The organism is Pseudomonas sp. NY8896 (genome assembly GCF_039634505.1).
In genome coordinates, this window is the sequence record NZ_CP132350.1 from 143,148 (window position 1) to 169,467 (window position 26,320).

The window sequence follows — 26,320 nt, forward strand, 5'->3', positions numbered from 1 at the left end:
AAGGCCTGTGCAGTCCCTGTGGGAGCGGGTTTACCCGCGAAGAGGCCGGCACAGGCAACATCACAATTGCAGGCCACCCGCAGCCTTGTGCAGCGCCCGCAAGTGCTCGCCGATCTGCTTCACATTGGCTTCGATCGCGGCAATTTCCTTGGCCCGTGATGGCTCCAGCAGCGCCCTCACCTCTTTGTCCAGGCTGGTGCTCAAGCGCAACAGCTGTGCCTGGCGTTCGCTGCTCACCTGCTCAAGGTGCTTGCGCTCTTCGGGTTGCGGCAGCCCGTAGCCCTTGGCATCCAGCAACTCTGCCGGACGGCTGAGGAAACCGCTGTTGGCGAGCATCTGCTTGAGGGTTGCGTCAGCTTTGTTGACGCTGCCATCTTTCAGCGCCGCAGCATTCAGGTAGCGCTGCTTGACCTCGTCTTGAGCCAGCAGAAGCTGCCGGCGAAGGCTGGCCTGTTCGAGCAGCAGCAACGCGGCGCTGGTGCGCAGGTCCGCCTTGGCGAACCAGCTGCGACGTTGATCGGCCTCCAGGGCCAACCAGTCTTCAACCAGGGCTTGCTTGATCGGCAGCTGTTTCCTGAGCACTTCGAACATGGCCTGGTAGCGGTCGCGGTAAGAATCGAAGCGGTAGCCCAGGCGCAACGCCTCGCGCGGGTCATCAAGCACGCTGGTGTCGGCCAGCCCCCTGCCCTTTAGCACGGCCAGCAAACCGTTGGGCATGATGCTGTCCAGGTCATTTATGCGCGGGTTGGCTGTGCCGCTGCGCAGCAGTTTCAACGACTCCACTGCACAGTTGTTGGACAGGAACCAGTAGTTGCCGTCATAGCTCCAGTGCATCTCGGCGGCCTGGCGCACCAGGTTCTCGATTTCTTCGCGGTTGAGCTTCAAGGGCACCGAGGCCAGGCTGCGCAGTTCGGTCTTGGTGTATTCGTCGATCACTTGGCCCAGTGGCAATACGAATAGTCGTGACGGGTAGTTACCGACCAGGCCGTCCCAGCTGGACAGCTGCACGTCGTTGACGAAGGCGCGGTACGACAGCACCAGGCTTTGGTCTAGGTCCAGGCGGCAGTCTGGACCGCGTGGGCGGCCCGGTTTGCAGATCACCAGGCGCAGCATGCTGTGACCCCAGCGGCTGACCAGGTTCTGGTTGGCTTCGGCCAGCAGGTAGTCCACTTCATAGACCCGCTCGGGGTCGATCTCACCCAGTGGCTGGCGAGCGAAGTCACTGCCAGCGTTGATGAACGGCAGGCCCTTGGCGCAGGTGTCCTGTTGCGGTGCCCAGCCGAAATGCTGGCGCAAGTACTGGTTCAGCGCCGGACGGCGGCAGCCGTAGCTTGGGTCGAGGAGGAAGTACTCCATGTTGACCGCGATGTATTCCTTGGGGCTGCTTAGTTCATAGCTGTCGGGGCTACGCACGAACTGGCCATTGTGTTGCTCGCGCTCGCCGCGTCGGCCCACGTATTGCGGCCAGCCGGCCAGGTCGAGCAGGCGCGGGTCGTCGCTGAGGGTGAATCGACGTTCAGCCTGGCCTCGACATTCTTCAGGCAGGCCGATCTTGCCCAGCGTGCCCTGCTGGCGCTTGCAGCGGGCGATCAGCGAACGCTCGGCACCGGGCCACAGGCGGGCACGGTCGTAGATATGGGTGAGCTCGTGCAACACGGTGGCCAGCAGCTCTTCACGCACCGTGCCATGGGGGCGGTTGGTGCGCTCGGTGGCGGCGCTGCCGTCGGTGAGGCTGGGCAGCAAGCGGCGGTTGAGCTCGAGGGTGGATACCAGTGATGCCTGCCCATAGGCGTCGGCAGGCATGTTGTCGCTCCAGCTGACCCGCACGCGGCGGTCCAACTGTTGCTTGAAGCGCGGCGGCAGCCTGCCCATGGCCTCGTCAAGCAGGGCCTGTGAGGCTTGGGTTTGCTGCGGGTCCAGGCCGGACGCCTGCAGCTCTAGCTGCAGGTCGGCCAAGGCGGGCGTGCCGAGCAGCGTCAGGGCGCAGCCGAGCAGCCAGGCGCGCACGCGAATCACAGTGCGAGGATGGCTTCGGCCAGTACCTGGTCGCTGGCGGCGCGCGCTTCCGGTACGCGCTCGCGCAGGGTGTTGAAGGCTGCCTCGAGTTGGACGCCGCGGATGTCACCGTTGCTGGCGACGAAGCTGGCAGCGTCGTCGTGGGCTTCGCGCACCACTTTGGAGTCACGGATAGACGTGGTGGTATCCGAGGTGAAGTCGATCGAACGGCCGAAGGCACGCACGATGATGTTGCTGGTAGCCACCAGGGTCTGTGCCTGGGCCAGGTCGGCCAGCAGCAGCATGCCGAGGGAAGCGGCAATCAGCGGTTTACGCATGGAGCATCTCCGAAAAATACAGGGAGTCAGGTGAGTTATTGGACGAGAATTGCCTGCGCCAGTTCCAGATCGCCGACAGTGTGCCGTGCACAATTGTGGCGTAATGATTCCAGCGCGGCTTCCAGGCGTGCACCACGGATCACGCCATCGCTGGCAACGAATGCGGCGGCATCATCACGGGCCTGCCTGATCAGTTTGCGATCGAAGGGCGCGGTAGTGACCTGGCTGGTGGCATAGCCCGAGATGACCAGGCCTTGCGTGGTGGTATCCATGGCATGGGCGCTGGCCATGCCGACAACGGAGAACAGCAGCGGCAACAGATAACGCATGGGCTTTCTTGAAGGCTGGAAAAATGGACGACGAAGGCTACCCCAGGTGCGAGGGCTCTAGCCAACGCACCTGTTTTGCCTAGGGTGTATCAGAGCGCCAGGATGGCCTGGGCCAGCTGTGCATCGCTGGCTTGCAGGGCCGGCATGTTCGAACGGATGTGCACGAAGGCGCTTTCCAGGCGGGCACCGCGGATATCGCCTTGAGTGCCGACGAACGTGGCGGCGTCATCCCGGGCCGCCTGCACGATCTTGTCGTCGCGGAACGACGAGGAAAGGTCGGATGTGGCGTCAGTGGAAGCGGCAACGGCGCGTACTACCGTGTCGGTGGTGACAACGAAGCTGGTGGCGTGGGCAGTGCCAGCCAGGCCGAGTAACAGGGCGGCGCCAAGCAGGTGTTTACGGGACATGATCGTGGACTCCTGGGTAGGGTCAGGTTGGTTCTGCTCTATCGGACGTTTGCAGGGCTCGTCACGGTACGTTTCAACAACTGGTTCTAGCAGACGGTTAAGCCAAGCGTATCACGCGGTGCTGCGTTGGGAGGTCAACGCGTGTTGTGCGTGATAACTGTAATGGTGATTATTGGTTTTTACAAAACTGTACTGGTAATGACCTTGAGCGCTCTGCAACGCGCCTTTCGGGCAATAAAAAACCCGTTGCAGTGACCTGCAACGGGTTTGGGAATTCGCGGTGCCGGCCGCAGCCGGCAAGCCGGTGCTTAGCGCCAGAAAGGCTTGCTCAGCTCTTCGTAACGCTGCGACTCGCTGATACCGGCGTCGGCCAGCAGGCGGCTGTCCAGGCGAGCCAGTTGACGGCGGCTGGCCATACGGCGCTGCCACAGCAGCAGGGTGGACAGTGCGCGCAGCGGCATCGATGCGTTGGATTGCTGGGCGTTGCTTTCAAAAACCAGACCGGAACTGAGGGTACGTTCCATGATGCTTCATCCTTCCGCTTATGGCGGGATTAGGTAGTGATTTAACTGATGCCAATGATCCTCCTCTGCTGTCCATAACAGTAGATACAGTTCAGTTGAAAGACGATGGCTCAGTTAACTGTGTAACCCTACTGTTGCACTCGAAAATGGCGCAACTGTACTGGTCTGCACGAATATGGTGCGATTTAAGAGATGGAGATGGTTTTAAGCGGCGAGGATTGGTTGAAAACCGGTACAGTAGAACAGTTTTATAAAGAAGGAAGGCCGGACTGTGCAGCACAGTCGTAATGGTGCGGCCTTGTGTCGCGACAAGGCCGCAGACCGGCCCAGGATTGCGGCGTTACAGCTGAAAAAGAAGGGGCTGCTGTGCAGCCCCATCGCGACACAAGGCCGCTTCTCCATCAGCTAGCCAGCATGCGCCCGGTTTCTTCCAGGTTCTCGTGCCAGCTCAACGCTTCACGCAGGATGTGCGGGGTATGGCCGCCACGCTGGCAGGCGCGATCGAAGTAATCGTTCAGCGCAGCGCGGTAGTCTGGGTGCACACAGTTGTCGATGATCGCCCGTGCCCGTTCGCGCGGCGCCAGACCACGCAGGTCGGCCAGGCCCTGCTCGGTGACCAGGATGTCCACGTCGTGCTCGGTGTGATCGACATGGCTGACCATTGGCACCACGCTGGAAATCGCGCCACCTTTGGCAATCGACTTGGTGACGAATACGGCCAGGTGGGCGTTACGAGCGAAATCGCCCGAACCGCCAATGCCGTTCATCATCCGGGTACCGCAGACGTGGGTGGAGTTGACGTTGCCGTAGATATCGAACTCCAGTGCGGTGTTGATACCAATAATGCCCAGGCGACGTACCACTTCCGGGTGGTTGGAGATTTCCTGCGGGCGCAGCACCAGCTTGTCCTTGTAGCGCTCCAGGTTGCCGAACACGTCGGCGTTGCGGCGGCTGGACAAGGTGATCGAGCTGCCCGAGGCGAAGCTCAGCTTGCCGGCGTCGATCAGGTCGAAGGTGGAGTCCTGCAGTACTTCGGAGTACATGGTCAGGTCTTCGAACGGCGATTCGATCAGGCCGCACATCACCGCGTTGGCGATGCTGCCGATACCGGCTTGCAGCGGGCCGAGCTTGTTGGTCATGCGGCCAGCGTCCACTTCCTTTTTGAGGAAGTTGATCAGGTGGTCGGCGATGCCTTGGGTTTCATCATCTGGCGGCAGCACAGTGGACGGCGAGTCTGGCTGGTCGCTGATGACGATACCGACGATCTTGGCCGGGTCGATCGGGATGGCGGTGCTGCCGATACGGTCGTCTACCTTGACCAGCGGGATGGGGGTGCGGGTCGGGCGGTAGGTCGGGATGTAGATGTCATGCAGGCCTTCGAGGTTGGTGTTGTGCGAGAGGTTGATCTCGACAATCACCTGCTTGGCGAAGATCGCGAAGCTGGCCGAGTTGCCCACCGAGGTGGTCGGCACGATGTGGCCTTGCTCGGTGATGGCCACGGCTTCGATGACTGCGATGTCCGGCAGCTTCAGCTGCTGGTTGCGCAATTGCTCGACGGTTTCCGACAGGTGCTGGTCGATGAACATCACCTGGCCATCGTTAATGGCCTTGCGCAGGGTGCTGTCGACCTGGAACGGCATGCGGCGAGCCAGCACGCCGGCCTCGGTCAGTTGCTTGTCCAGGTCGTTGCCCAGGCTGGCGCCGGTCATCAGGCTGATTTTCAGTGGCGACTGCTTGGCACGTTCGGCCAGTGCATGCGGTACGGCCTTGGCTTCGCCGGCGCGGGTGAAACCGCTCATGCCGACGGTCATGCCGTCCTCGATCAGACCAGCGGCATCAGCCGCACTCATTACCTTGCTGTGCAGGGAGGACAAGCGGATACGATCACGGTACATGGATTGTTATCTCGGGCTACTGAAACTACTGCAGCGCAGTCTAGAGATTTCGCCCATTGCCGTCCCACGACCATGGTCGTATGAGAAGCCTTGAAGTAGAGCCGTTGATCCGGATCAATAAAAGGAAAGCCCCGACAGATTCTGACCGGGGCTTCCTTTATATCAGCTGGTTTGCAGCGGCCGTTGTCACTCCACTGCTTTGACCATGTCCTCGATGACCTTCTTGGCGTCACCGAACACCATCATGGTCTTGTCCAAGTAGAACAGTTCGTTGTCCAGGCCAGCATAGCCGCTGGCCATGGAGCGCTTGTTGACGATGATGGTCTTGGCCTTGAACGCTTCGAGGATCGGCATGCCGGCGATTGGCGATTTGGGGTCGTTCTTCGCCGCCGGGTTGACCACATCGTTGGCGCCCAGCACCAGCACCACGTCGGCCTGTCCGAACTCGGCGTTGATGTCCTCCATCTCGAACACCTGGTCGTATGGCACTTCGGCTTCGGCCAGCAGGACGTTCATATGCCCGGGCATGCGGCCCGCCACTGGGTGAATCGCATACTTCACGGTTACGCCGTTGTGGGTCAGCTTCTCGGTAAGCTCCTTCAATGCGTGCTGGGCACGGGCCACCGCCAGGCCGTAGCCTGGGACGATGATTACGCTGTCGGCATTGCTGAGCAGGAAGGTGGCATCGTCAGCCGAACCAGATTTCACCGGGCGCTGTTCTTGCGAACCTTGCGCCGCGCCAGTGTCGGTATCGCCACCGAAGCCGCCGAGGATGACGTTGAAGAACGAACGGTTCATCGCCTTGCACATGATGTACGAGAGGATGGCACCGGACGAGCCCACCAAGGAGCCTGCGATGATCAGCATCGAGTTGTTCAGGGAGAAGCCGATACCGGCCGCTGCCCAGCCCGAATAGCTGTTAAGCATCGACACCACCACCGGCATGTCGGCGCCGCCGATCGGAATAATGATCAGCACGCCCATGATGAAGGCCAGGACCAGCATCAGGGTGAAGGCACTGTAATGACCGGTGAAAGTGAACAGCAGGCCCAGGGCGATGGTGGTCAGGCCGAGGATCAGGTTCAGCTTGTGCTGGCCCGCGAACTGTACAGGAGCGCCTTGGAACAGGCGGAACTTGTACTTGCCCGACAGCTTGCCGAAGGCGATCACCGAACCGGAGAAGGTAATGGCACCGATGGCAGCACCGAGGAACAGCTCCAGGCGGTTGCCGGTAGGGATCGGGTCACTGATGGCGGCAACGATGCCCATCGACTGCGGCTCGAGTACGGCGGCGATGGCGATGAACACCGCCGCCAGGCCGATCATGCTGTGCATGAAAGCGACCAGCTCCGGCATCTTGGTCATCTCGACGCGCTTGGCCATGATCGAGCCGGCGGTGCCACCGACCAGCAGGCCGACGATGACATAGCCGATGCCGGCGGTGGCCAGTTCTGCACCTAGCTTATAAATGAGGCCAACCGTGGTAAGGATGGCGAGCCCCATGCCAATCATGCCAAACAGGTTGCCGCGCCGCGAGGTAGTCGGGTGCGACAGGCCCTTGAGCGCCTGGATGAAGCACACCGAGGCGACGAGGTAGAGGAGCGTTACCAGATTCATGCTCATGCTTACTTCTGCGCCTCGTTCTTGGTTTTCTTCTTGAACATTTCAAGCATGCGGCGGGTGACCAGGAAGCCACCGAACACATTGACTGCAGCCAGGGCCACGGCAAGCGTGCCCATCAGCTTGCCAGCCGGGGTCACGGTCAGCGCGGCAGCCAGCATGGCACCGACGATGACGATCGCCGAAATGGCGTTGGTAACCGCCATCAGTGGGGTGTGCAGCGCCGGGGTGACGTTCCACACCACGTGGTAGCCCACATAGATGGCCAGCACGAAGATGATCAGGTTGTAGATGCCGTGGGAAATCAGCATGTCTTCCATTGTCGTGCTCCTTAGCCGTTCTTGCGGACGACCTGACCATCACGGCACATCAGGCAGGCCGCGACGATGTCGTCTTCGAGGTTGATGACCAGCGCGCCGTCCTTGTCGAACAGCAGCTTCATGAAGTCCAGCAGGTTGCGCGCGTACAGCGCCGAGGCATCGGCACCCACCTGCGCCGGCAGGTTGGTCGGGCCGACGATGGTCACGCCGTTTTCCTGCACCACCTGGTCGGCAACGGTCAGTGGGCAGTTGCCGCCCTGGGCCGCAGCCAGGTCGATGACCACCGAGCCGGGCTTCATCTGCGCCACGGTTTCGGCACTGAGCAAGGTCGGTGCCTTGCGCCCGGGGATCAGCGCGGTGGTAATGACGATATCGGCCTGCTTGGCGCGTTCGTGCACGGCCTGGGCCTGGCGTTGCATCCAGCTGGCCGGCATGGGTCGGGCGTAGCCGCCGACGCCTTCGGCGCACTCGCGCTCTTCGTCGGTCTCATAGGGCACGTCGATGAATTTGGCGCCCAGCGACTCGATCTGCTCCTTCACGGCTGGGCGTACATCGGATGCTTCGATCACCGCACCCAGGCGCTTGGCCGTGGCAATGGCCTGCAGGCCGGCAACGCCCGCGCCGAGGATCAGCACGCGTGCGGCCTTAACGGTACCGGCAGCGGTCATCAGCATGGGCATGAAGCGTGGGTAGTGATGGGCTGCCAGCAACACGGCCTTGTAACCGGCGATGTTGGCTTGCGACGACAGCACATCCAGGCTTTGCGCCCGAGAGGTACGCGGCGCGGCCTCCAGGGCGAAAGCGGTGATGCCGCGTTCGGCCATCTTGCCGATCAGTTCGCTGTTGAACGGGTTGAGCATGCCCACCAGCAGGCTGCCACTGTTGATCAGGGCCAATTCCTGGTCGTTGGGGGCGACCACTTTGAGTACCAATTGGGCGCCGTAGGCGTCGGCTGCGCTCCCCAGGGAAGCACCCACGGCCTCATAGGCACTGTCCGGAATGGCGGCGTTGAGCCCTGCACCCCGTTGGACGGTGACCTGATGGCCCTGGCCAATCAGTTTCTTGATGGTTTCGGGGGTCGCAGCGACCCTTGTCTCACCGGTCTGCGTCTCGAGAGGAACACCAATGTGCACGACTATTTCTCCTGCGGTGACCTTTTGTCTTTGTAAAAGCCAGCACACTTCGGATGGTGAGCTGGGGCGGCTGTGGAGCGCCGGCCCGCCGGATACCGGGCGGGCGAAGCATTTTGCAGACGAACCCAGAGGCCTTCAACCGGTTCTGGAGCGAAACGAAGTTAAAACTACAAGTCACCCTGTGACCGCTTGTCGCAGCGATAAGGCTGCAGCCCGTCAAGCATGGGCTATTGGCAGATTAGGAGAAAAAAACAAAAAAAATGCGAAGAATTCGCTTACGGATTGGTGGATGTCGCAAAATAACCCGCAAAGCCGCGTGTTAAGCAGGGTTAAAGGGTATTTTTATGCCTGCATTACAGTTTTCGAAAAAGCGACAAATACATATATCTGTAGGTGTTTAAAATAATTGACTACAGAGTCAATTTGTCGCACTTGTTCTTGTTTTGCCTGTGTATGCCTGGGCCTGGCTCACCAGCCAGTCGCGAAACGCACGTAGCGATGCTGACTCTACCTTGCGTTCGGGAATCATCAGATAGTAAGCCTTGTCGCTACTCAGGGCATGCCTGTTAGCGACCACCAGCCTACCCTCCTCCAGCTCTCGCTGGATCAGGAACGGCGGTATCAGGGCAATGCCCATTTCGTGCATGGCCGCCTGGGCGAGCATCGAGAATAGTTCATAGCGCGGGCCTGTCATGTCGCGTTCAACATTCATACCTACGCTGCCGAACCATTGCCGCCAGGCATAGGGGCGCGTGCTTTGCTGCAGCAGGGGAAGCTGCGCGATGTGGCGTGCCTCGAGCTTGCCCTGCCCATCCAGCAGTACCGGGCTGCACACCGGTACTGGGTTTTCCCCCATCAGCCTGTGCGACTGGGTGCCAGACCAATCGGCATCACCAAAATAGATGGCGGCATCGAAGGTTGTGTCCGCAAACAGGAATGGCCGGGTGCGGTTGGTGAGATTGACCGTGACCTCTGGGTGGCGCTGCTGGAAGTCCTTGAGCCGTGGTAGCAGCCATTGAGTGCCAAACGTCGGCACCACCGCCAGCTCGATCACATTGGCGCCCTGCAGGCGCATCACCGACAAGGTATCGCGTTCCACGGCGTCCAGCTGGGTGGCCACCTGGCGACTGTAGGACAGGCCGGCTTCGGTAAGCTTCACGCCCCTGCGCGAGCGGCGGAACAGTTCCACATTAAGGAAGGCTTCTAGCCCACCGATCTGCCGACAGACGGCGCTTTGGGTCAGGGCGAGTTCCTGGGCAGCCTTGGTAAAGCTTTCGTTACGTGCCGCCGCTTCGAAGCAAACCAGAGCGGCGGTACTGGGGATCTTGCGGCGCATGTACGTCAACCTCACTTGTAAGGCTGTCAATATGGCGTTTTGCCGATTTACGAAGTGACAAATTATCACTAATTGGTGCGCAATCCTCGTTTGTCCCGGCGGCTGATCAAGCCTAGGCTCAAAGGCACAAGAAACTGCCCCCTATTACGAGGATTTCGCTCATGGCCGGTAAAGCAAGCTTCAACTGGATCGACCCGCTGCTGCTGGATCAGCAGCTCACTGAAGAAGAGCGCATGGTGCGTGACAGCGCTTATCAGTTCGCCCAGGACAAGCTGGCCCCACGTGTGCTCGAGGCTTTCCGTCATGAGCAGACCGACCCGGCGATCTTCCGCGAGATGGGTGAAATCGGCCTGCTGGGTGCAACCATTCCCGAGCAGTACGGTGGCAGCGGTTTGAATTACGTGTGCTATGGCCTGATTGCCCGCGAAGTGGAACGCATCGACTCAGGTTACCGCTCGATGATGAGTGTGCAGTCGTCGCTGGTGATGGTGCCGATCAACGAATTTGGCACCGAGGCACAAAAACAGAAGTACCTGCCCAAGTTGGCGAGTGGCGAGTGGATCGGTTGCTTCGGCCTGACCGAACCTAACCATGGCTCCGACCCGGGCTCGATGATTACCCGGGCCAGGAAGGTGGACGGTGGCTACCGTCTTACCGGCAGCAAGATGTGGATCACCAACAGCCCCATCGCCGACGTGTTCGTGGTCTGGGCCAAGGACGATGAGGGCGATATCCGTGGCTTCGTACTGGAGAAAGGCTGGCAGGGCCTCAGTGCTCCGGCGATCCATGGCAAGGTCGGCCTGCGCGCCTCGATCACTGGCGAAATCGTCATGGACAATGTGTTTGTGCCGGACGAGAACATTTTCCCGGATGTACGTGGCCTCAAAGGCCCGTTCACCTGCCTGAACTCGGCTCGCTACGGTATTTCCTGGGGGGCGCTGGGTGCCGCTGAAGCTTGCTGGCACACCGCCCGCCAATACACCCTGGACCGCCAGCAGTTCGGACGCCCGTTGGCCGCCAACCAATTGATCCAGAAAAAGCTGGCCGACATGCAGACGGAAATCACGCTGGCGCTGCAAGGCTGCCTGCGCCTGGGGCGCATGAAGGACGAAGGAACGGCTGCAGTGGAGATTACCTCGATCATGAAGCGCAACTCCTGCGGCAAGGCGCTGGATATCGCCCGTATGGCGCGCGACATGCTCGGTGGCAACGGCATCTCCGACGAGTTTGGTGTGGCCCGCCACCTGGTCAACCTGGAGGTGGTCAACACCTACGAAGGTACTCATGACGTGCATGCGCTGATTCTGGGGCGTGCGCAAACCGGTATCCAGGCCTTCTATTAATAAGGAGCAGTCCATGGGCGCGCTATCACATCTGCGGGTGCTGGACCTTTCGCGCGTGTTGGCCGGCCCGTGGTCTGGCCAGATTCTCGCTGACCTTGGCGCTGACGTGATCAAGGTCGAGCGCCCTGGCAGTGGCGACGATACCCGCTCATGGGGGCCACCCTTCCTCAAGGATGTCGAGGGTGAGAACACCGGCGAGGCGGCCTACTACCTGTCGGCCAATCGCAACAAGCGTTCGGTGACCATCGACTTTACCCAGCCCGAGGGGCAGCGCCTGGTGCGTGAGTTGGCGGCTAAGTGCGATATCGTCATCGAGAACTTCAAGGTGGGTGGGCTGGCTGCCTATGGCCTGGACTACCAGAGCCTGAAGGCAGTCAACCCACAGCTTATCTATTGCTCCATTACGGGCTTCGGCCAGACCGGCCCATATGCCAAGCGCGCTGGCTATGACTTCATGATCCAGGGGCTGGGTGGGCTGATGAGCCTGACCGGTCGCCCGGAAGGTGAGGCAGGTGCAGGGCCGGTGAAGGTGGGTGTAGCGCTTACCGACATTCTGACCGGGCTGTATTCCACGGTTGCCATGCTTGCTGCCCTCGCCCACCGGGATCAGACCGGGGTCGGCCAGCATGTCGATATGGCATTGCTCGATGTGCAGGTGGCCTGCCTGGCGAATCAGGCAATGAACTATCTGACCACAGGCACCTCGCCTCGCCGGCTGGGTAATGCGCATCCCAACATAGTGCCTTATCAGGATTTCCCGACGGCGGATGGCGACTTCATTCTTACCGTGGGTAATGACAGCCAGTTCCGCAAGTTCGCCGAAGTGGCCGGGCAGCCGCAATGGGCGGATGACCCGCGCTTTGTGACCAATAAACTGCGGGTGGCGAACAGGGCCGAGCTGATTCCACTGATACGCCAAGCCACGGTGTTCAAGACCACGGCTGAATGGGTGCGCCAGCTGGAAGCTGCAGGGGTGCCGTGTGGGCCAATCAATGACCTGGCGCAGATGTTCCAGGACCCCCAGGTGCTGGCGCGAGGGCTGGCGGTAAGTATGGCGCATCCGTTGGCGGGTAGCGTACCGCAGGTCGCGAGCCCGATACGCTTGTCGGAGACGCCGGTGGAGTATCGCCGGGCGCCGCCACTGTTGGGCGAGCATACCGACGTGGTGCTGGGGGAAGTGTTGGGGTTGGGTGCCGGCGAGCTGCAGCGACTACGCGGCGCTGGTGTACTTTAGAAACCGCGGGTTGCACTGAAAAGCGGGGAGGCCGTCAGGCCTCCCCGCTTTGCTTTTCAGCGATATGAAGGTTTCTTAAAATTAAAGGTTGACGGGGTTTCGAATCCCCTTATAATGCGCCCCACTTCCAGCGACATCGGAACGACAAACTCCTTGAAATTCAATGAGTTAAGTAGTTAAGGTGGTGTTGGAAGGGCTACGATCGAATGATCGCAAGCGGTTGAAATGGTGGTTGACAGCGCTTCTTGGTGCTGTATGATTCGCCTCCCGCTACGAGAGATCGCAGCGAGCCAAGTGTTTGAAGCTAAACGAGTTTCTCGCAAAAAACTTCAAAATAAACGCTTGACAGGCTCTGAGGAAAGCGTAGAATGCGCGCCTCGGTTGAGACGAAAAGCTCTTAACCAAACGCTCTTTAACAAATTGAATCAAGCAATTCGTGTGGGTGCTTGTGAGTACGGACTGATAGTCAAAAAGATTATCAGCATCACAAGTGGCCATGCGAGAAATCACATAGTCATTTGAGATTGCTGAGCCAAGTTTAGGGTTTCTTAAAAACCCAAGCAGTATTGAACTGAAGAGTTTGATCATGGCTCAGATTGAACGCTGGCGGCAGGCCTAACACATGCAAGTCGAGCGGATGACGGGAGCTTGCTCCTTGATTCAGCGGCGGACGGGTGAGTAATGCCTAGGAATCTGCCTGGTAGTGGGGGACAACGTTTCGAAAGGAACGCTAATACCGCATACGTCCTACGGGAGAAAGCAGGGGACCTTCGGGCCTTGCGCTATCAGATGAGCCTAGGTCGGATTAGCTAGTTGGTGGGGTAATGGCTCACCAAGGCGACGATCCGTAACTGGTCTGAGAGGATGATCAGTCACACTGGAACTGAGACACGGTCCAGACTCCTACGGGAGGCAGCAGTGGGGAATATTGGACAATGGGCGAAAGCCTGATCCAGCCATGCCGCGTGTGTGAAGAAGGTCTTCGGATTGTAAAGCACTTTAAGTTGGGAGGAAGGGCAGTAAGTTAATACCTTGCTGTTTTGACGTTACCGACAGAATAAGCACCGGCTAACTCTGTGCCAGCAGCCGCGGTAATACAGAGGGTGCAAGCGTTAATCGGAATTACTGGGCGTAAAGCGCGCGTAGGTGGTTTGTTAAGTTGGATGTGAAAGCCCCGGGCTCAACCTGGGAACTGCATCCAAAACTGGCAAGCTAGAGTACGGTAGAGGGTGGTGGAATTTCCTGTGTAGCGGTGAAATGCGTAGATATAGGAAGGAACACCAGTGGCGAAGGCGACCACCTGGACTGATACTGACACTGAGGTGCGAAAGCGTGGGGAGCAAACAGGATTAGATACCCTGGTAGTCCACGCCGTAAACGATGTCAACTAGCCGTTGGAATCCTTGAGATTTTAGTGGCGCAGCTAACGCATTAAGTTGACCGCCTGGGGAGTACGGCCGCAAGGTTAAAACTCAAATGAATTGACGGGGGCCCGCACAAGCGGTGGAGCATGTGGTTTAATTCGAAGCAACGCGAAGAACCTTACCAGGCCTTGACATGCAGAGAACTTTCCAGAGATGGATTGGTGCCTTCGGGAACTCTGACACAGGTGCTGCATGGCTGTCGTCAGCTCGTGTCGTGAGATGTTGGGTTAAGTCCCGTAACGAGCGCAACCCTTGTCCTTAGTTACCAGCACGTTATGGTGGGCACTCTAAGGAGACTGCCGGTGACAAACCGGAGGAAGGTGGGGATGACGTCAAGTCATCATGGCCCTTACGGCCTGGGCTACACACGTGCTACAATGGTCGGTACAGAGGGTTGCCAAGCCGCGAGGTGGAGCTAATCTCACAAAACCGATCGTAGTCCGGATCGCAGTCTGCAACTCGACTGCGTGAAGTCGGAATCGCTAGTAATCGCGAATCAGAATGTCGCGGTGAATACGTTCCCGGGCCTTGTACACACCGCCCGTCACACCATGGGAGTGGGTTGCACCAGAAGTAGCTAGTCTAACCTTCGGGAGGACGGTTACCACGGTGTGATTCATGACTGGGGTGAAGTCGTAACAAGGTAGCCGTAGGGGAACCTGCGGCTGGATCACCTCCTTAATCGACGACATCAGCCTGCTGATGAGCTCCCACACGAATTGCTTGATTCATTTGCTGATCAGAACTCAGAAATGAGCATTCCCTGCGAATGTTGACTTCTGACTTTTGTCAAATCGTTCTTTAAAAATTCGGATATGTGATAGAAATAGACTGATGGCCAGTTTCACTGCTGGTTAATCAGGCTAAGGTAAAATTTGTGAGTTCTGCTCGAAAGAGCGACGTGCGAATTTTCGGCGAATGTCGTCTTCACAGTATAACCAGATTGCTTGGGGTTATATGGTCAAGTGAAGAAGCGCATACGGTGGATGCCTTGGCAGTCAGAGGCGATGAAAGACGTGGTAGCCTGCGATAAGCTTTGGGGAGTCGGCAAGCAGACTGTGATCCAGAGATCTCTGAATGGGGGAACCCAGCCAGCATAAGCTGGTTATCTTGTACTGAATACATAGGTGCAAGAGGCGAACCAGGGGAACTGAAACATCTAAGTACCCTGAGGAAAAGAAATCAACCGAGATTCCCTTAGTAGTGGCGAGCGAACGGGGACCAGCCCTTAAGTTGGTTTGAGATTAGTGGAACGCTCTGGAAAGTGCGGCCATAGTGGGTGATAGCCCCGTACACGAAAATCTCTTATCAATGAAATCGAGTAGGACGGAGCACGAGAAACTTTGTCTGAATATGGGGGGACCATCCTCCAAGGCTAAATACTACTGACTGACCGATAGTGAACCAGTACCGTGAGGGAAAGGCGAAAAGAACCCCGGAGAGGGGAGTGAAATAGAACCTGAAACCGTATGCGTACAAGCAGTGGGAGCCTACTTTGTTAGGTGACTGCGTACCTTTTGTATAATGGGTCAGCGACTTATATTCAGTGGCGAGCTTAACCGAATAGGGGAGGCGTAGCGAAAGCGAGTCTTAATAGGGCGTTTAGTCGCTGGGTATAGACCCGAAACCGGGCGATCTATCCATGGGCAGGTTGAAGGTTAGGTAACACTGACTGGAGGACCGAACCGACTACCGTTGAAAAGTTAGCGGATGACCTGTGGATCGGAGTGAAAGGCTAATCAAGCTCGGAGATAGCTGGTTCTCCTCGAAAGCTATTTAGGTAGCGCCTCATGTATCACTGTAGGGGGTAGAGCACTGTTTCGGCTAGGGGGTCATCCCGACTTACCAAACCGATGCAAACTCCGAATACCTACAAGTGCCGAGCATGGGAGACACACGGCGGGTGCTAACGTCCGTCGTGAAAAGGGAAACAACCCAGACCGTCAGCTAAGGTCCCAAAGTCATGGTTAAGTGGGAAACGATGTGGGAAGGCTTAGACAGCTAGGAGGTTGGCTTAGAAGCAGCCACCCTTTAAAGAAAGCGTAATAGCTCACTAGTCGAGTCGGCCTGCGCGGAAGATGTAACGGGGCTCAAACCATGCACCGAAGCTACGGGTATCACCTTTTGGTGATGCGGTAGAGGAGCGTTCTGTAAGCCTGTGAAGGTGAGTTGAGAAGCTTGCTGGAGGTATCAGAAGTGCGAATGCTGACATGAGTAACGACAATGCGAGTGAAAAACTCGCACGCCGAAAGACCAAGGTTTCCTGCGCAACGTTAATCGACGCAGGGTTAGTCGGTCCCTAAGGCGAGGCTGAAAAGCGTAGTCGATGGAAAACAGGTTAATATTCCTGTACTTCCAGTTATTGCGATGGAGGGACGGAGAAGGTTAGGCCAGCCTGGCGTTGGTTGTCCAGGTTTAAGGTGGTAGGCTGGAATCTTAGGCAAATCCGGGATTCTAAGGCCGAGAGCTGATGACGAGTTGCCTTTAGGCGACGAAGTGGTTGATACCATGCTTCCAAGAAAAGCTCCTAAGCTTCAGATAACTGGGAACCGTACCCCAAACCGACACAGGTGGTTAGGTAGAGAATACCAAGGCGCTTGAGAGAACTCGGGTGAAGGAACTAGGCAAAATGGCACCGTAACTTCGGGAGAAGGTGCGCCGGCGAGGGTGAAGGACTTGCTCCGTAAGCCCATGCCGGTCGAAGATACCAGGCCGCTGCGACTGTTTATTAAAAACACAGCACTCTGCAAACACGAAAGTGGACGTATAGGGTGTGACGCCTGCCCGGTGCCGGAAGGTTAATTGATGGGGTTAGCGCAAGCGAAGCTCTTGATCGAAGCCCCGGTAAACGGCGGCCGTAACTATAACGGTCCTAAGGTAGCGAAATTCCTTGTCGGGTAAGTTCCGACCTGCACGAATGGCGTAACGATGGCGGCGCTGTCTCCACCCGAGACTCAGTGAAATTGAAATCGCTGTGAAGATGCAGTGTATCCGCGGCTAGACGGAAAGACCCCGTGAACCTTTACTATAGCTTTGCACTGGACTTTGAATTTGCTTGTGTAGGATAGGTGGGAGGCTTTGAAGTGGGGACGCCAGTTCTCATGGAGCCATCCTTGAAATACCACCCTGGCAACTTTGAGGTTCTAACTCAGGTCCGTTATCCGGATCGATGACAGTGTATGGTGGGTAGTTTGACTGGGGCGGTCTCCTCCCAAAGAGTAACGGAGGAGTACGAAGGTGCGCTCAGACCGGTCGGAAATCGGTCGTAGAGTATAAAGGCAAAAGCGCGCTTGACTGCGAGACACACACGTCGAGCAGGTACGAAAGTAGGTCTTAGTGATCCGGTGGTTCTGTATGGAAGGGCCATCGCTCAACGGATAAAAGGTACTCCGGGGATAACAGGCTGATACCGCCCAAGAGTTCATATCGACGGCGGTGTTTGGCACCTCGATGTCGGCTCATCACATCCTGGGGCTGAAGCCGGTCCCAAGGGTATGGCTGTTCGCCATTTAAAGTGGTACGCGAGCTGGGTTTAGAACGTCGTGAGACAGTTCGGTCCCTATCTGCCGTGGACGTTTGAGATTTGAGAGGGGCTGCTCCTAGTACGAGAGGACCGGAGTGGACGAACCTCTGGTGTTCCGGTTGTCACGCCAGTGGCATTGCCGGGTAGCTATGTTCGGAAGAGATAACCGCTGAAAGCATCTAAGCGGGAAACTTGCCTCAAGATGAGATCTCACTGGGATCTTGAATCCCCTAAAGGGCCGTCGAAGACTACGACGTTGATAGGTTGGGTGTGTAAGCGCTGTGAGGCGTTGAGCTAACCAATACTAATTGCCCGTGAGGCTTGACCATATAACACCCAAGCAATTTGCGCGTCAGCCAAATTGCGGTGGTGAAGATGATACGAACCGAAAGTTCGCAACGAACCACACAATCACATATCCGAATTCGCTGGGCTGTCCATCTGGACATTCTGGCTACAGAATTTCTTGACGACCATAGAGCATTGGAACCACCTGATCCCATCCCGAACTCAGCAGTGAAACGATGCATCGCCGATGGTAGTGTGGGGTTTCCCCATGTGAGAGTAGGTCATCGTCAAGATTCATTTCGCAAAACCCCTATCTGCGCATGCAGGTAGGGGTTTTGTCTTTAAGTAGAAGCTATCGCTTCTCCTGGTAGGCTGAAAGCCAGCCAGTGGTGGTAAAAAGGTGGTTGACAGCGTTTCTGAATGCTGTATTATTCACCTCCCGCGACGAGAGATCGAAGCGAGTTAAGTGTTTGAAGTTAAACGAGTTTCTCGCAAAAAACTTCAAAATAAACGCTTGACAGGCTCTGAGGAAGGCGTAGAATGCGCGCCTCGGTTGAGACGAAAAGCTCTTAACCAAACGCTCTTTAACAAATTGAATCAAGCAATTCGTGTGGGTGCTTGTGAGTACGGACTGATAGTCAAAAAGATTATCAGCATCACAAGTGGCCATGCGAGAAATCACATAGTCATTTGAGATTGCTGAGCCAAGTTTAGGGTTTCTTAAAAACCCAAGCAGTATTGAACTGAAGAGTTTGATCATGGCTCAGATTGAACGCTGGCGGCAGGCCTAACACATGCAAGTCGAGCGGATGACGGGAGCTTGCTCCTTGATTCAGCGGCGGACGGGTGAGTAATGCCTAGGAATCTGCCTGGTAGTGGGGGACAACGTTTCGAAAGGAACGCTAATACCGCATACGTCCTACGGGAGAAAGCAGGGGACCTTCGGGCCTTGCGCTATCAGATGAGCCTAGGTCGGATTAGCTAGTTGGTGGGGTAATGGCTCACCAAGGCGACGATCCGTAACTGGTCTGAGAGGATGATCAGTCACACTGGAACTGAGACACGGTCCAGACTCCTACGGGAGGCAGCAGTGGGGAATATTGGACAATGGGCGAAAGCCTGATCCAGCCATGCCGCGTGTGTGAAGAAGGTCTTCGGATTGTAAAGCACTTTAAGTTGGGAGGAAGGGCAGTAAGCTAATACCTTGCTGTTTTGACGTTACCGACAGAATAAGCACCGGCTAACTCTGTGCCAGCAGCCGCGGTAATACAGAGGGTGCAAGCGTTAATCGGAATTACTGGGCGTAAAGCGCGCGTAGGTGGTTTGTTAAGTTGGATGTGAAAGCCCCGGGCTCAACCTGGGAACTGCATCCAAAACTGGCAAGCTAGAGTACGGTAGAGGGTGGTGGAATTTCCTGTGTAGCGGTGAAATGCGTAGATATAGGAAGGAACACCAGTGGCGAAGGCGACCACCTGGACTGATACTGACACTGAGGTGCGAAAGCGTGGGGAGCAAACAGGATTAGATACCCTGGTAGTCCACGCCGTAAACGATGTCAACTAGCCGTTGGAATCCTTGAGATTTTAGTGGCGCAGCTAACGCATTAAGTTGACCGCCTGGGGAGTACGGCCGCAAGGTTAAAACTCAAATGAATTGACGGGGGCCCGCACAAGCGGTGGAGCATGTGGTTTAATTCGAAGCAACGCGAAGAACCTTACCAGGCCTTGACATGCAGAGAACTTTCCAGAGATGGATTGGTGCCTTCGGGAACTCTGACACAGGTGCTGCATGGCTGTCGTCAGCTCGTGTCGTGAGATGTTGGGTTAAGTCCCGTAACGAGCGCAACCCTTGTCCTTAGTTACCAGCACGTTATGGTGGGCACTCTAAGGAGACTGCCGGTGACAAACCGGAGGAAGGTGGGGATGACGTCAAGTCATCATGGCCCTTACGGCCTGGGCTACACACGTGCTACAATGGTCGGTACAGAGGGTTGCCAAGCCGCGAGGTGGAGCTAATCTCACAAAACCGATCGTAGTCCGGATCGCAGTCTGCAACTCGACTGCGTGAAGTCGGAATCGCTAGTAATCGCGAATCAGAATGTCGCGGTGAATACGTTCCCGGGCCTTGTACACACCGCCCGTCACACCATGGGAGTGGGTTGCACCAGAAGTAGCTAGTCTAACCTTCGGGAGGACGGTTACCACGGTGTGATTCATGACTGGGGTGAAGTCGTAACAAGGTAGCCGTAGGGGAACCTGCGGCTGGATCACCTCCTTAATCGACGACATCAGCCTACTGATGAGCTCCCACACGAATTGCTTGATTCACTTGTATAAAGACGATGCTGTAACGCGACCCTGTTATAGGTCTGTAGCTCAGTTGGTTAGAGCGCACCCCTGATAAGGGTGAGGTCGGCAGTTCAAATCTGCCCAGACCTACCATCACATGGTTCAGGCGTAAAATACGGGGCCATAGCTCAGCTGGGAGAGCGCCTGCCTTGCACGCAGGAGGTCAGCGGTTCGATCCCGCTTGGCTCCACCACTTTCGCAGTACGCAGTCACTTGTCAGAACTTAGAAATGAACATTCGTTGATGAATGTTGATTTCTGACTTTTGTCAGATCGTTCTTTAAAAATTCGGATATGTGATAGAAATAGACTGATGGCCAGTTTCACTGCTGGTTAATCAGGCTAAGGTAAAATTTGTGAGTTCTGCTCGAAAGAGCGACGTGCGAATTTTCGGCGAATGTCGTCTTCACAGTATAACCAGATTGCTTGGGGTTATATGGTCAAGTGAAGAAGCGCATACGGTGGATGCCTTGGCAGTCAGAGGCGATGAAAGACGTGGTAGCCTGCGATAAGCTTTGGGGAGTCGGCAAACAGACTGTGATCCAGAGATCTCTGAATGGGGGAACCCAGCCAGCATAAGCTGGTTATCTTGTACTGAATACATAGGTGCAAGAGGCGAACCAGGGGAACTGAAACATCTAAGTACCCTGAGGAAAAGAAATCAACCGAGATTCCCTTAGTAGTGGCGAGCGAACGGGGACCAGCCCTTAAGTTGGTTTGAGATTAGTGGAACGCTCTGGAAAGTGCGGCCATAGTGGGTGATAGCCCCGTACACGAAAATCTCTTATCAATGAAATCGAGTAGGACGGAGCACGAGAAACTTTGTCTGAATATGGGGGGACCATCCTCCAAGGCTAAATACTACTGACTGACCGATAGTGAACCAGTACCGTGAGGGAAAGGCGAAAAGAACCCCGGAGAGGGGAGTGAAATAGAACCTGAAACCGTATGCGTACAAGCAGTGGGAGCCTACTTTGTTAGGTGACTGCGTACCTTTTGTATAATGGGTCAGCGACTTATATTCAGTGGCGAGCTTAACCGAATAGGGGAGGCGTAGCGAAAGCGAGTCTTAATAGGGCGTTTAGTCGCTGGGTATAGACCCGAAACCGGGCGATCTATCCATGGGCAGGTTGAAGGTTAGGTAACACTGACTGGAGGACCGAACCGACTACCGTTGAAAAGTTAGCGGATGACCTGTGGATCGGAGTGAAAGGCTAATCAAGCTCGGAGATAGCTGGTTCTCCTCGAAAGCTATTTAGGTAGCGCCTCATGTATCACTGTAGGGGGTAGAGCACTGTTTCGGCTAGGGGGTCATCCCGACTTACCAAACCGATGCAAACTCCGAATACCTACAAGTGCCGAGCATGGGAGACACACGGCGGGTGCTAACGTCCGTCGTGAAAAGGGAAACAACCCAGACCGTCAGCTAAGGTCCCAAAGTCATGGTTAAGTGGGAAACGATGTGGGAAGGCTTAGACAGCTAGGAGGTTGGCTTAGAAGCAGCCACCCTTTAAAGAAAGCGTAATAGCTCACTAGTCGAGTCGGCCTGCGCGGAAGATGTAACGGGGCTCAAACCATGCACCGAAGCTACGGGTATCACCTTTTGGTGATGCGGTAGAGGAGCGTTCTGTAAGCCTGTGAAGGTGAGTTGAGAAGCTTGCTGGAGGTATCAGAAGTGCGAATGCTGACATGAGTAACGACAATGCGAGTGAAAAACTCGCACGCCGAAAGACCAAGGTTTCCTGCGCAACGTTAATCGACGCAGGGTTAGTCGGTCCCTAAGGCGAGGCTGAAAAGCGTAGTCGATGGAAAACAGGTTAATATTCCTGTACTTCCAGTTATTGCGATGGAGGGACGGAGAAGGTTAGGCCAGCCTGGCGTTGGTTGTCCAGGTTTAAGGTGGTAGGCTGGAATCTTAGGCAAATCCGGGATTCTAAGGCCGAGAGCTGATGACGAGTTGCCTTTAGGCGACGAAGTGGTTGATACCATGCTTCCAAGAAAAGCTCCTAAGCTTCAGATAACTGGGAACCGTACCCCAAACCGACACAGGTGGTTAGGTAGAGAATACCAAGGCGCTTGAGAGAACTCGGGTGAAGGAACTAGGCAAAATGGCACCGTAACTTCGGGAGAAGGTGCGCCGGCGAGGGTCAAGGACTTGCTCCGTAAGCCCATGCCGGTCGAAGATACCAGGCCGCTGCGACTGTTTATTAAAAACACAGCACTCTGCAAACACGAAAGTGGACGTATAGGGTGTGACGCCTGCCCGGTGCCGGAAGGTTAATTGATGGGGTTAGCGCAAGCGAAGCTCTTGATCGAAGCCCCGGTAAACGGCGGCCGTAACTATAACGGTCCTAAGGTAGCGAAATTCCTTGTCGGGTAAGTTCCGACCTGCACGAATGGCGTAACGATGGCGGCGCTGTCTCCACCCGAGACTCAGTGAAATTGAAATCGCTGTGAAGATGCAGTGTATCCGCGGCTAGACGGAAAGACCCCGTGAACCTTTACTATAGCTTTGCACTGGACTTTGAATTTGCTTGTGTAGGATAGGTGGGAGGCTTTGAAGTGGGGACGCCAGTTCTCATGGAGCCATCCTTGAAATACCACCCTGGCAACTTTGAGGTTCTAACTCAGGTCCGTTATCCGGATCGAGGACAGTGTATGGTGGGTAGTTTGACTGGGGCGGTCTCCTCCCAAAGAGTAACGGAGGAGTACGAAGGTGCGCTCAGACCGGTCGGAAATCGGTCGTAGAGTATAAAGGCAAAAGCGCGCTTGACTGCGAGACACACACGTCGAGCAGGTACGAAAGTAGGTCTTAGTGATCCGGTGGTTCTGTATGGAAGGGCCATCGCTCAACGGATAAAAGGTACTCCGGGGATAACAGGCTGATACCGCCCAAGAGTTCATATCGACGGCGGTGTTTGGCACCTCGATGTCGGCTCATCACATCCTGGGGCTGAAGCCGGTCCCAAGGGTATGGCTGTTCGCCATTTAAAGTGGTACGCGAGCTGGGTTTAGAACGTCGTGAGACAGTTCGGTCCCTATCTGCCGTGGACGTTTGAGATTTGAGAGGGGCTGCTCCTAGTACGAGAGGACCGGAGTGGACGAACCTCTGGTGTTCCGGTTGTCACGCCAGTGGCATTGCCGGGTAGCTATGTTCGGAAGAGATAACCGCTGAAAGCATCTAAGCGGGAAACTTGCCTCAAGATGAGATCTCACTGGGATCTTGAATCCCCTAAAGGGCCGTCGAAGACTACGACGTTGATAGGTTGGGTGTGTAAGCGCTGTGAGGCGTTGAGCTAACCAATACTAATTGCCCGTGAGGCTTGACCATATAACACCCAAGCAATTTGTGCGTCAGCCAAATTGCGGTGGTGAAGATGATACGAACCGAAAGTTCGCAACGAACCACACAATCACATATCCGAATTCGCTGGGCTGTCCATCTGGACATTCTGGCTACAGAATTTCTTGACGACCATAGAGCATTGGAACCACCTGATCCCATCCCGAACTCAGCAGTGAAACGATGCATCGCCGATGGTAGTGTGGGGTTTCCCCATGTGAGAGTAGGTCATCGTCAAGATTCATTTCGCAAAACCCCTATCTGCACATGCAGGTAGGGGTTTTGTCTTTAAGTAGGAACTACAGAGATTCGCAGGCACGTCCGAAGGACGGGCCAGCACACAGAATTTCTTGACGACCATAGAGCATTGGAACCACCTGATCCCATCCCGAACTCAGCAGTGAAACGATGCATCGCCGATGGTAGTGTGGGGTTTCCCCATGTGAGAGTAGGTCATCGTCAAGATTCAAACCCAAAGCCCCTGTCTGCGATGCAGACAGGGGCTTTGTCTTTTCCGGGTTTCAATAACGCTCAAAACTGATAGCTGACCGTAGCGCTCACATTGCGCTCTTCACCCATGTAGCAGTAGTTCAGGCTGGCACATGAGGTAATGTAGCTTTCATTGGTAAGGTTGTTTGCGTTCAGCCGCACATCCACACCCGTCAGACCCACCTTCCCCAGGTCATAGCCGATCGAAGCGTCGAACAGGGTGTAGGAAGGCACCTTCATGCTGTTTTCCGCATCCACCCAGCTATAGCCCACATATCGCACCCCACCGCCCAGCCGCAGTCCATCCAGAGCCCCTTGGTGGAAGTTATAGTCAGCCCACAGCGAGAACATCTGTTTCGGTGCCTGGGTTGGCGCGTTGCCTTCATTGTCCAGGCTGGCCGACACCAGGCTCGGCATCGACTTGGCGTACTCGATATCGGTGAAGGTATAGCCACCCAGCAGTTTCAGGCTGTCGCTCAGCTGCACATGAGCCTCTAGCTCCAGCCCTTGCGAGCGTACTTCACCTACCGGGCGATAAAAGTTTTCGTCAGGCTGCTTCGAAGCCAGGTTTTCCTGCTCGATACGGAACACCGATGCGGTAAACAGGTTGTCGCTGCCCGGAGGCTGATACTTGATGCCGGCTTCCCACTGAGTGCCCTCGGTCGGTGCCAGCGGGCGGCCTTGCTGGTCGGACACGGTATTGGGATTGAACGACTCCGAGTAGCTGACATAAGGCGCAATGCCATTCTCGAACAGGTAGAGCACCCCGGCCCGGGTAGTAAACCTGGAGCGCTGATCGCTGACCTTGGTGTCGCTGTCGCGATTCTCCTCGGACACCTTCACCCAGTCCTGGCGAAGCCCAAGGGACAATCGCCACTGGTCGACCTCCACCAGGTCCTGCAGATACACACCTGTTTGCTGCAAGCGCCGCTGGTAGCGGTTTTCGCCCAGTACCTGAAGGTTGCCATTACCGTATTGCGGGTTGCCGGCGTCCAGCGGGTCGACCGTGCCATAGCGCCATGCGACATCGGCTTTGCGTCGCTGGTAGTCGGCGCCCAGCAGCAGGGTGTGTTTGGCCGCGCCGGTGAAGAATTCCGCCTGCAGCATATTGTCGATGATGTACGAATGCAGGCGCTCGTCGCCGCCGGTATAGGCGCGGTTGAGAATGTTGCTGTCGGCATCCGCCCAGCCGGCCGAGTACACCTGGTCCATGGACACGTCGGAATCCTGGTAGCGGAAGTTCTGCCGCGCGGTGAACACATCGTTGAAGCGATGCTCGAACTGGTAGCTGAAGGACTGCTGGGTGCGCTCGTAATTATCGATACCCGGCTCACCCTCGAAAAAGTGGTCCGACAAGCGCAAGCCGTTGCGCTTATGCAGCATACCGTCAGCAGGGTTGCCGCCGTGGTACCCGCCGTTAGGGTCGTGCTGCAGGTAAGCCTGCAGTGTGAGCGAGGTGTCCTCGGTGAAGTCGACGCTGATGGCCGGGGCGATGGTATAGCGTTCTTCCTTGTTGTGGTCGAACTGTGTGTCCGAAGCATCCGCCAAACCTGTCAGGCGATACGCAATACGCTTGTCATCATCTACAGGGCCACTGAAGTCGAAGCCCATGCCCCGCTGGCCCTGGGTGCCGACCGTGGCTTGAACCTGGTGGTAAGGGGTGAACAGTGGCTTCTTGGTGGTAAGGGCTACCAGGCCGCCCGGCGAGCTTCGCCCATAGAGTACTGAAGACGGCCCCTTGAGAATGTCGATGCGCTCAAGGAAGTACGGGTCCACCTGCATGGTGCTGTAAGTGCCATTGTCGCCCATGGACTTGAGCCCATCGACGTAGATGTTATCCACCGAGCCGTCGTTGAAGCCGCGCATGGCCACATAGTCGTAGCGATGGGTGGCACCGTAGGGGTTGGTCAGTACCCCAGGCGTGTAGCGCATGGCCTGGGCAACGGTCTGAGAGCCCTGATCGTCCATCTGCTGGCGAGTTACTACCGAGACCGATTGGGAGGTCTCCACCAGTGGCATGCTGGTCTTGGTCGCCACTTGGCTATGCGTGGCGTTGTAACCCTCCATGCTGCCCAAGGCGTTGCCCAGAGAGAAACTACGGACATCGGTGTCTGGCAATGCCAGGGCTGCGTCCTGATGCTGTGCCTGCAGCACATAGTTGCGTCCGTCCTGGCTGACAGCTTCCAGCCCGCTGCCATTAAGCAACTGGCGCAGCGCGTGATCAATGGCGTATTGCCCCTGCAGGCCGTTGGATTGCAGGCGATCGGTCAACTGAGGCGTACTGGACAGGGTGATGCCGGCCTGGCGAGCGAACTGGTTCAATACATCGGCCAGTTGGCCGGCCGGTATTGCATAGTGATGACTCACTTGGGCTGTTTCAGCCGCAACGGACAGTTGCGCAACAGCTGCCAGGCCCATGGCGGTACCAAACA

14 protein-coding genes, 2 tRNA genes and 7 rRNA genes are annotated in these 26,320 nt (G+C 56.6%); 12 read left to right on the forward strand and 11 right to left on the reverse strand.

The annotated features are described in order from the left end of the window. Positions 1 to 60: 60 nt before the first annotated feature. The 9 genes from Q9451_RS00695 to Q9451_RS00735 all read right to left on the reverse strand — a co-directional run bounded on the left by Q9451_RS00695 (position 61) and on the right by Q9451_RS00735 (position 8,561). Positions 61 to 2,016, reverse strand: a complete 1,956-nt coding sequence (locus Q9451_RS00695) for a DUF4105 domain-containing protein (protein ID WP_041166347.1) — start codon at positions 2,014 to 2,016, stop codon at positions 61 to 63. Beyond that, positions 2,013 to 2,333, reverse strand: coding sequence for a DUF2388 domain-containing protein (locus Q9451_RS00700; protein ID WP_012269954.1), 321 nt, complete (start codon positions 2,331 to 2,333; stop codon positions 2,013 to 2,015). The genes Q9451_RS00695 and Q9451_RS00700 overlap by 4 nt, the downstream gene beginning before the upstream one ends. 35 nt (positions 2,334 to 2,368) lie before the next feature. Beyond that, on the reverse strand, positions 2,369 to 2,662 hold the full coding sequence (locus Q9451_RS00705; protein ID WP_012269955.1) for a DUF2388 domain-containing protein: 294 nt from the start codon (positions 2,660 to 2,662) through the stop codon (positions 2,369 to 2,371). A gap of 89 nt (positions 2,663 to 2,751) precedes the next feature. Next, entirely contained in the window at positions 2,752 to 3,069 is a 318-nt protein-coding gene (locus tag Q9451_RS00710) for a DUF2388 domain-containing protein (protein WP_012269956.1), read from the reverse strand. Between the two features lie 308 nt (positions 3,070 to 3,377). Then, complete coding sequence (locus Q9451_RS00715; RefSeq protein ID WP_012269957.1) at positions 3,378 to 3,593, reverse strand: DUF1127 domain-containing protein; 216 nt, start codon at positions 3,591 to 3,593, stop codon at positions 3,378 to 3,380. A gap of 401 nt (positions 3,594 to 3,994) precedes the next feature. Then, positions 3,995 to 5,488: an acetyl-CoA hydrolase/transferase family protein gene (locus Q9451_RS00720; RefSeq protein WP_012269958.1), complete on the reverse strand. Its 1,494-nt coding sequence runs from the start codon at positions 5,486 to 5,488 to the stop codon at positions 3,995 to 3,997. Positions 5,489 to 5,674: 186 nt separating this feature from the next. Further along, positions 5,675 to 7,111 (reverse strand): NAD(P)(+) transhydrogenase (Re/Si-specific) subunit beta, encoded by a 1,437-nt coding sequence (locus Q9451_RS00725; protein ID WP_003252919.1) that lies wholly within the window; start codon positions 7,109 to 7,111, stop codon positions 5,675 to 5,677. Between the two features lie 2 nt (positions 7,112 to 7,113). Further along, on the reverse strand, positions 7,114 to 7,428 hold the full coding sequence (locus Q9451_RS00730) for an NAD(P) transhydrogenase subunit alpha (protein WP_003256966.1): 315 nt from the start codon (positions 7,426 to 7,428) through the stop codon (positions 7,114 to 7,116). Positions 7,429 to 7,439: 11 nt separating this feature from the next. Continuing rightward, on the reverse strand, positions 7,440 to 8,561 hold the full coding sequence (locus Q9451_RS00735) for a Re/Si-specific NAD(P)(+) transhydrogenase subunit alpha (RefSeq protein ID WP_012269960.1): 1,122 nt from the start codon (positions 8,559 to 8,561) through the stop codon (positions 7,440 to 7,442). On the opposite strand from Q9451_RS00735, the gene Q9451_RS00740 reads away from it, so the two are divergent. Beyond that, complete coding sequence (locus Q9451_RS00740) at positions 8,554 to 8,967, forward strand: hypothetical protein (protein WP_141729060.1); 414 nt, start codon at positions 8,554 to 8,556, stop codon at positions 8,965 to 8,967. The genes Q9451_RS00735 and Q9451_RS00740 overlap by 8 nt on opposite strands. 12 nt (positions 8,968 to 8,979) lie before the next feature. On the opposite strand, the gene Q9451_RS00745 is transcribed toward Q9451_RS00740, so the two are convergent. Further along, a complete protein-coding gene (locus tag Q9451_RS00745) occupies positions 8,980 to 9,897 on the reverse strand; it encodes a LysR family transcriptional regulator (RefSeq protein ID WP_012269961.1) in 918 nt (305 codons plus the stop codon). A gap of 161 nt (positions 9,898 to 10,058) precedes the next feature. Here Q9451_RS00745 and Q9451_RS00750 point away from each other — a divergent pair, with 161 nt between their 5' ends. The 11 genes from Q9451_RS00750 to rrf (Q9451_RS00800) all read left to right on the forward strand — a co-directional run bounded on the left by Q9451_RS00750 (position 10,059) and on the right by rrf (Q9451_RS00800) (position 23,864). After that, positions 10,059 to 11,240, forward strand: coding sequence for an acyl-CoA dehydrogenase (locus tag Q9451_RS00750; RefSeq protein WP_012269962.1), 1,182 nt, complete (start codon positions 10,059 to 10,061; stop codon positions 11,238 to 11,240). A 13-nt stretch (positions 11,241 to 11,253) separates the two neighbouring features. Further along, positions 11,254 to 12,474: a CaiB/BaiF CoA-transferase family protein gene (locus tag Q9451_RS00755; protein WP_012269963.1), complete on the forward strand. Its 1,221-nt coding sequence runs from the start codon at positions 11,254 to 11,256 to the stop codon at positions 12,472 to 12,474. 568 nt (positions 12,475 to 13,042) lie between these two features. Continuing rightward, a 16S ribosomal RNA gene (locus tag Q9451_RS00760) occupies positions 13,043 to 14,579 on the forward strand. A gap of 278 nt (positions 14,580 to 14,857) precedes the next feature. After that, positions 14,858 to 17,750, forward strand: a 23S ribosomal RNA gene (locus tag Q9451_RS00765). 136 nt (positions 17,751 to 17,886) lie between these two features. Then, positions 17,887 to 18,002 (forward strand): 5S ribosomal RNA (gene rrf / locus Q9451_RS00770). Positions 18,003 to 18,449: 447 nt separating this feature from the next. Then, positions 18,450 to 19,986: ribosomal RNA gene (locus Q9451_RS00775) — 16S ribosomal RNA — on the forward strand. Positions 19,987 to 20,073: 87 nt separating this feature from the next. Then, a tRNA-Ile gene (locus tag Q9451_RS00780) sits at positions 20,074 to 20,150 on the forward strand. 24 nt (positions 20,151 to 20,174) lie between these two features. Then, positions 20,175 to 20,250: transfer RNA gene (locus Q9451_RS00785), tRNA-Ala, on the forward strand. A 244-nt stretch (positions 20,251 to 20,494) separates the two neighbouring features. Continuing rightward, a 23S ribosomal RNA gene (locus Q9451_RS00790) occupies positions 20,495 to 23,387 on the forward strand. Between the two features lie 136 nt (positions 23,388 to 23,523). Further along, positions 23,524 to 23,639: ribosomal RNA gene (gene rrf / locus Q9451_RS00795) — 5S ribosomal RNA — on the forward strand. Positions 23,640 to 23,748: 109 nt separating this feature from the next. Continuing rightward, positions 23,749 to 23,864, forward strand: a 5S ribosomal RNA gene (gene rrf / locus Q9451_RS00800). Together the 16S, 23S and 5S rRNA genes with 2 tRNA genes alongside form the textbook arrangement of a ribosomal RNA operon. Before the next feature lie 66 nt (positions 23,865 to 23,930). Here rrf (Q9451_RS00800) and Q9451_RS00805 read toward each other — a convergent pair. Beyond that, entirely contained in the window at positions 23,931 to 26,306 is a 2,376-nt protein-coding gene (locus Q9451_RS00805; protein ID WP_049773283.1) for a TonB-dependent siderophore receptor, read from the reverse strand. Between the last annotated feature and the right edge of the window lie 14 nt (positions 26,307 to 26,320).

Bases quoted from the DNA above. Each gene is read 5' to 3' on its own strand.
- Q9451_RS00720 (WP_012269958.1), bottom strand. From the start codon at position 5,488: ATGTACCGTGATCGTATCCGCTTGTCCTCCCTGCACAGCAAGGTAATG.
- Q9451_RS00730 (WP_003256966.1), bottom strand. From the start codon at position 7,428: ATGGAAGACATGCTGATTTCCCACGGCATCTACAACCTGATCATCTTC.
- Q9451_RS00715 (WP_012269957.1), bottom strand. From the start codon at position 3,593: ATGGAACGTACCCTCAGTTCCGGTCTGGTTTTTGAAAGCAACGCCCAG.
- Q9451_RS00755 (WP_012269963.1), top strand. From the start codon at position 11,254: ATGGGCGCGCTATCACATCTGCGGGTGCTGGACCTTTCGCGCGTGTTG.
- Q9451_RS00805 (WP_049773283.1), bottom strand. From the start codon at position 26,306: ATGGGCCTGGCAGCTGTTGCGCAACTGTCCGTTGCGGCTGAAACAGCC.
- Q9451_RS00710 (WP_012269956.1), bottom strand. From the start codon at position 3,069: ATGTCCCGTAAACACCTGCTTGGCGCCGCCCTGTTACTCGGCCTGGCT.
- Q9451_RS00725 (WP_003252919.1), bottom strand. From the start codon at position 7,111: ATGAGCATGAATCTGGTAACGCTCCTCTACCTCGTCGCCTCGGTGTGC.
- Q9451_RS00740 (WP_141729060.1), top strand. From the start codon at position 8,554: ATGTGCACGACTATTTCTCCTGCGGTGACCTTTTGTCTTTGTAAAAGC.
- Q9451_RS00750 (WP_012269962.1), top strand. From the start codon at position 10,059: ATGGCCGGTAAAGCAAGCTTCAACTGGATCGACCCGCTGCTGCTGGAT.
- Q9451_RS00700 (WP_012269954.1), bottom strand. From the start codon at position 2,333: ATGCGTAAACCGCTGATTGCCGCTTCCCTCGGCATGCTGCTGCTGGCC.
- Q9451_RS00745 (WP_012269961.1), bottom strand. From the start codon at position 9,897: ATGCGCCGCAAGATCCCCAGTACCGCCGCTCTGGTTTGCTTCGAAGCG.
- Q9451_RS00705 (WP_012269955.1), bottom strand. From the start codon at position 2,662: ATGCGTTATCTGTTGCCGCTGCTGTTCTCCGTTGTCGGCATGGCCAGC.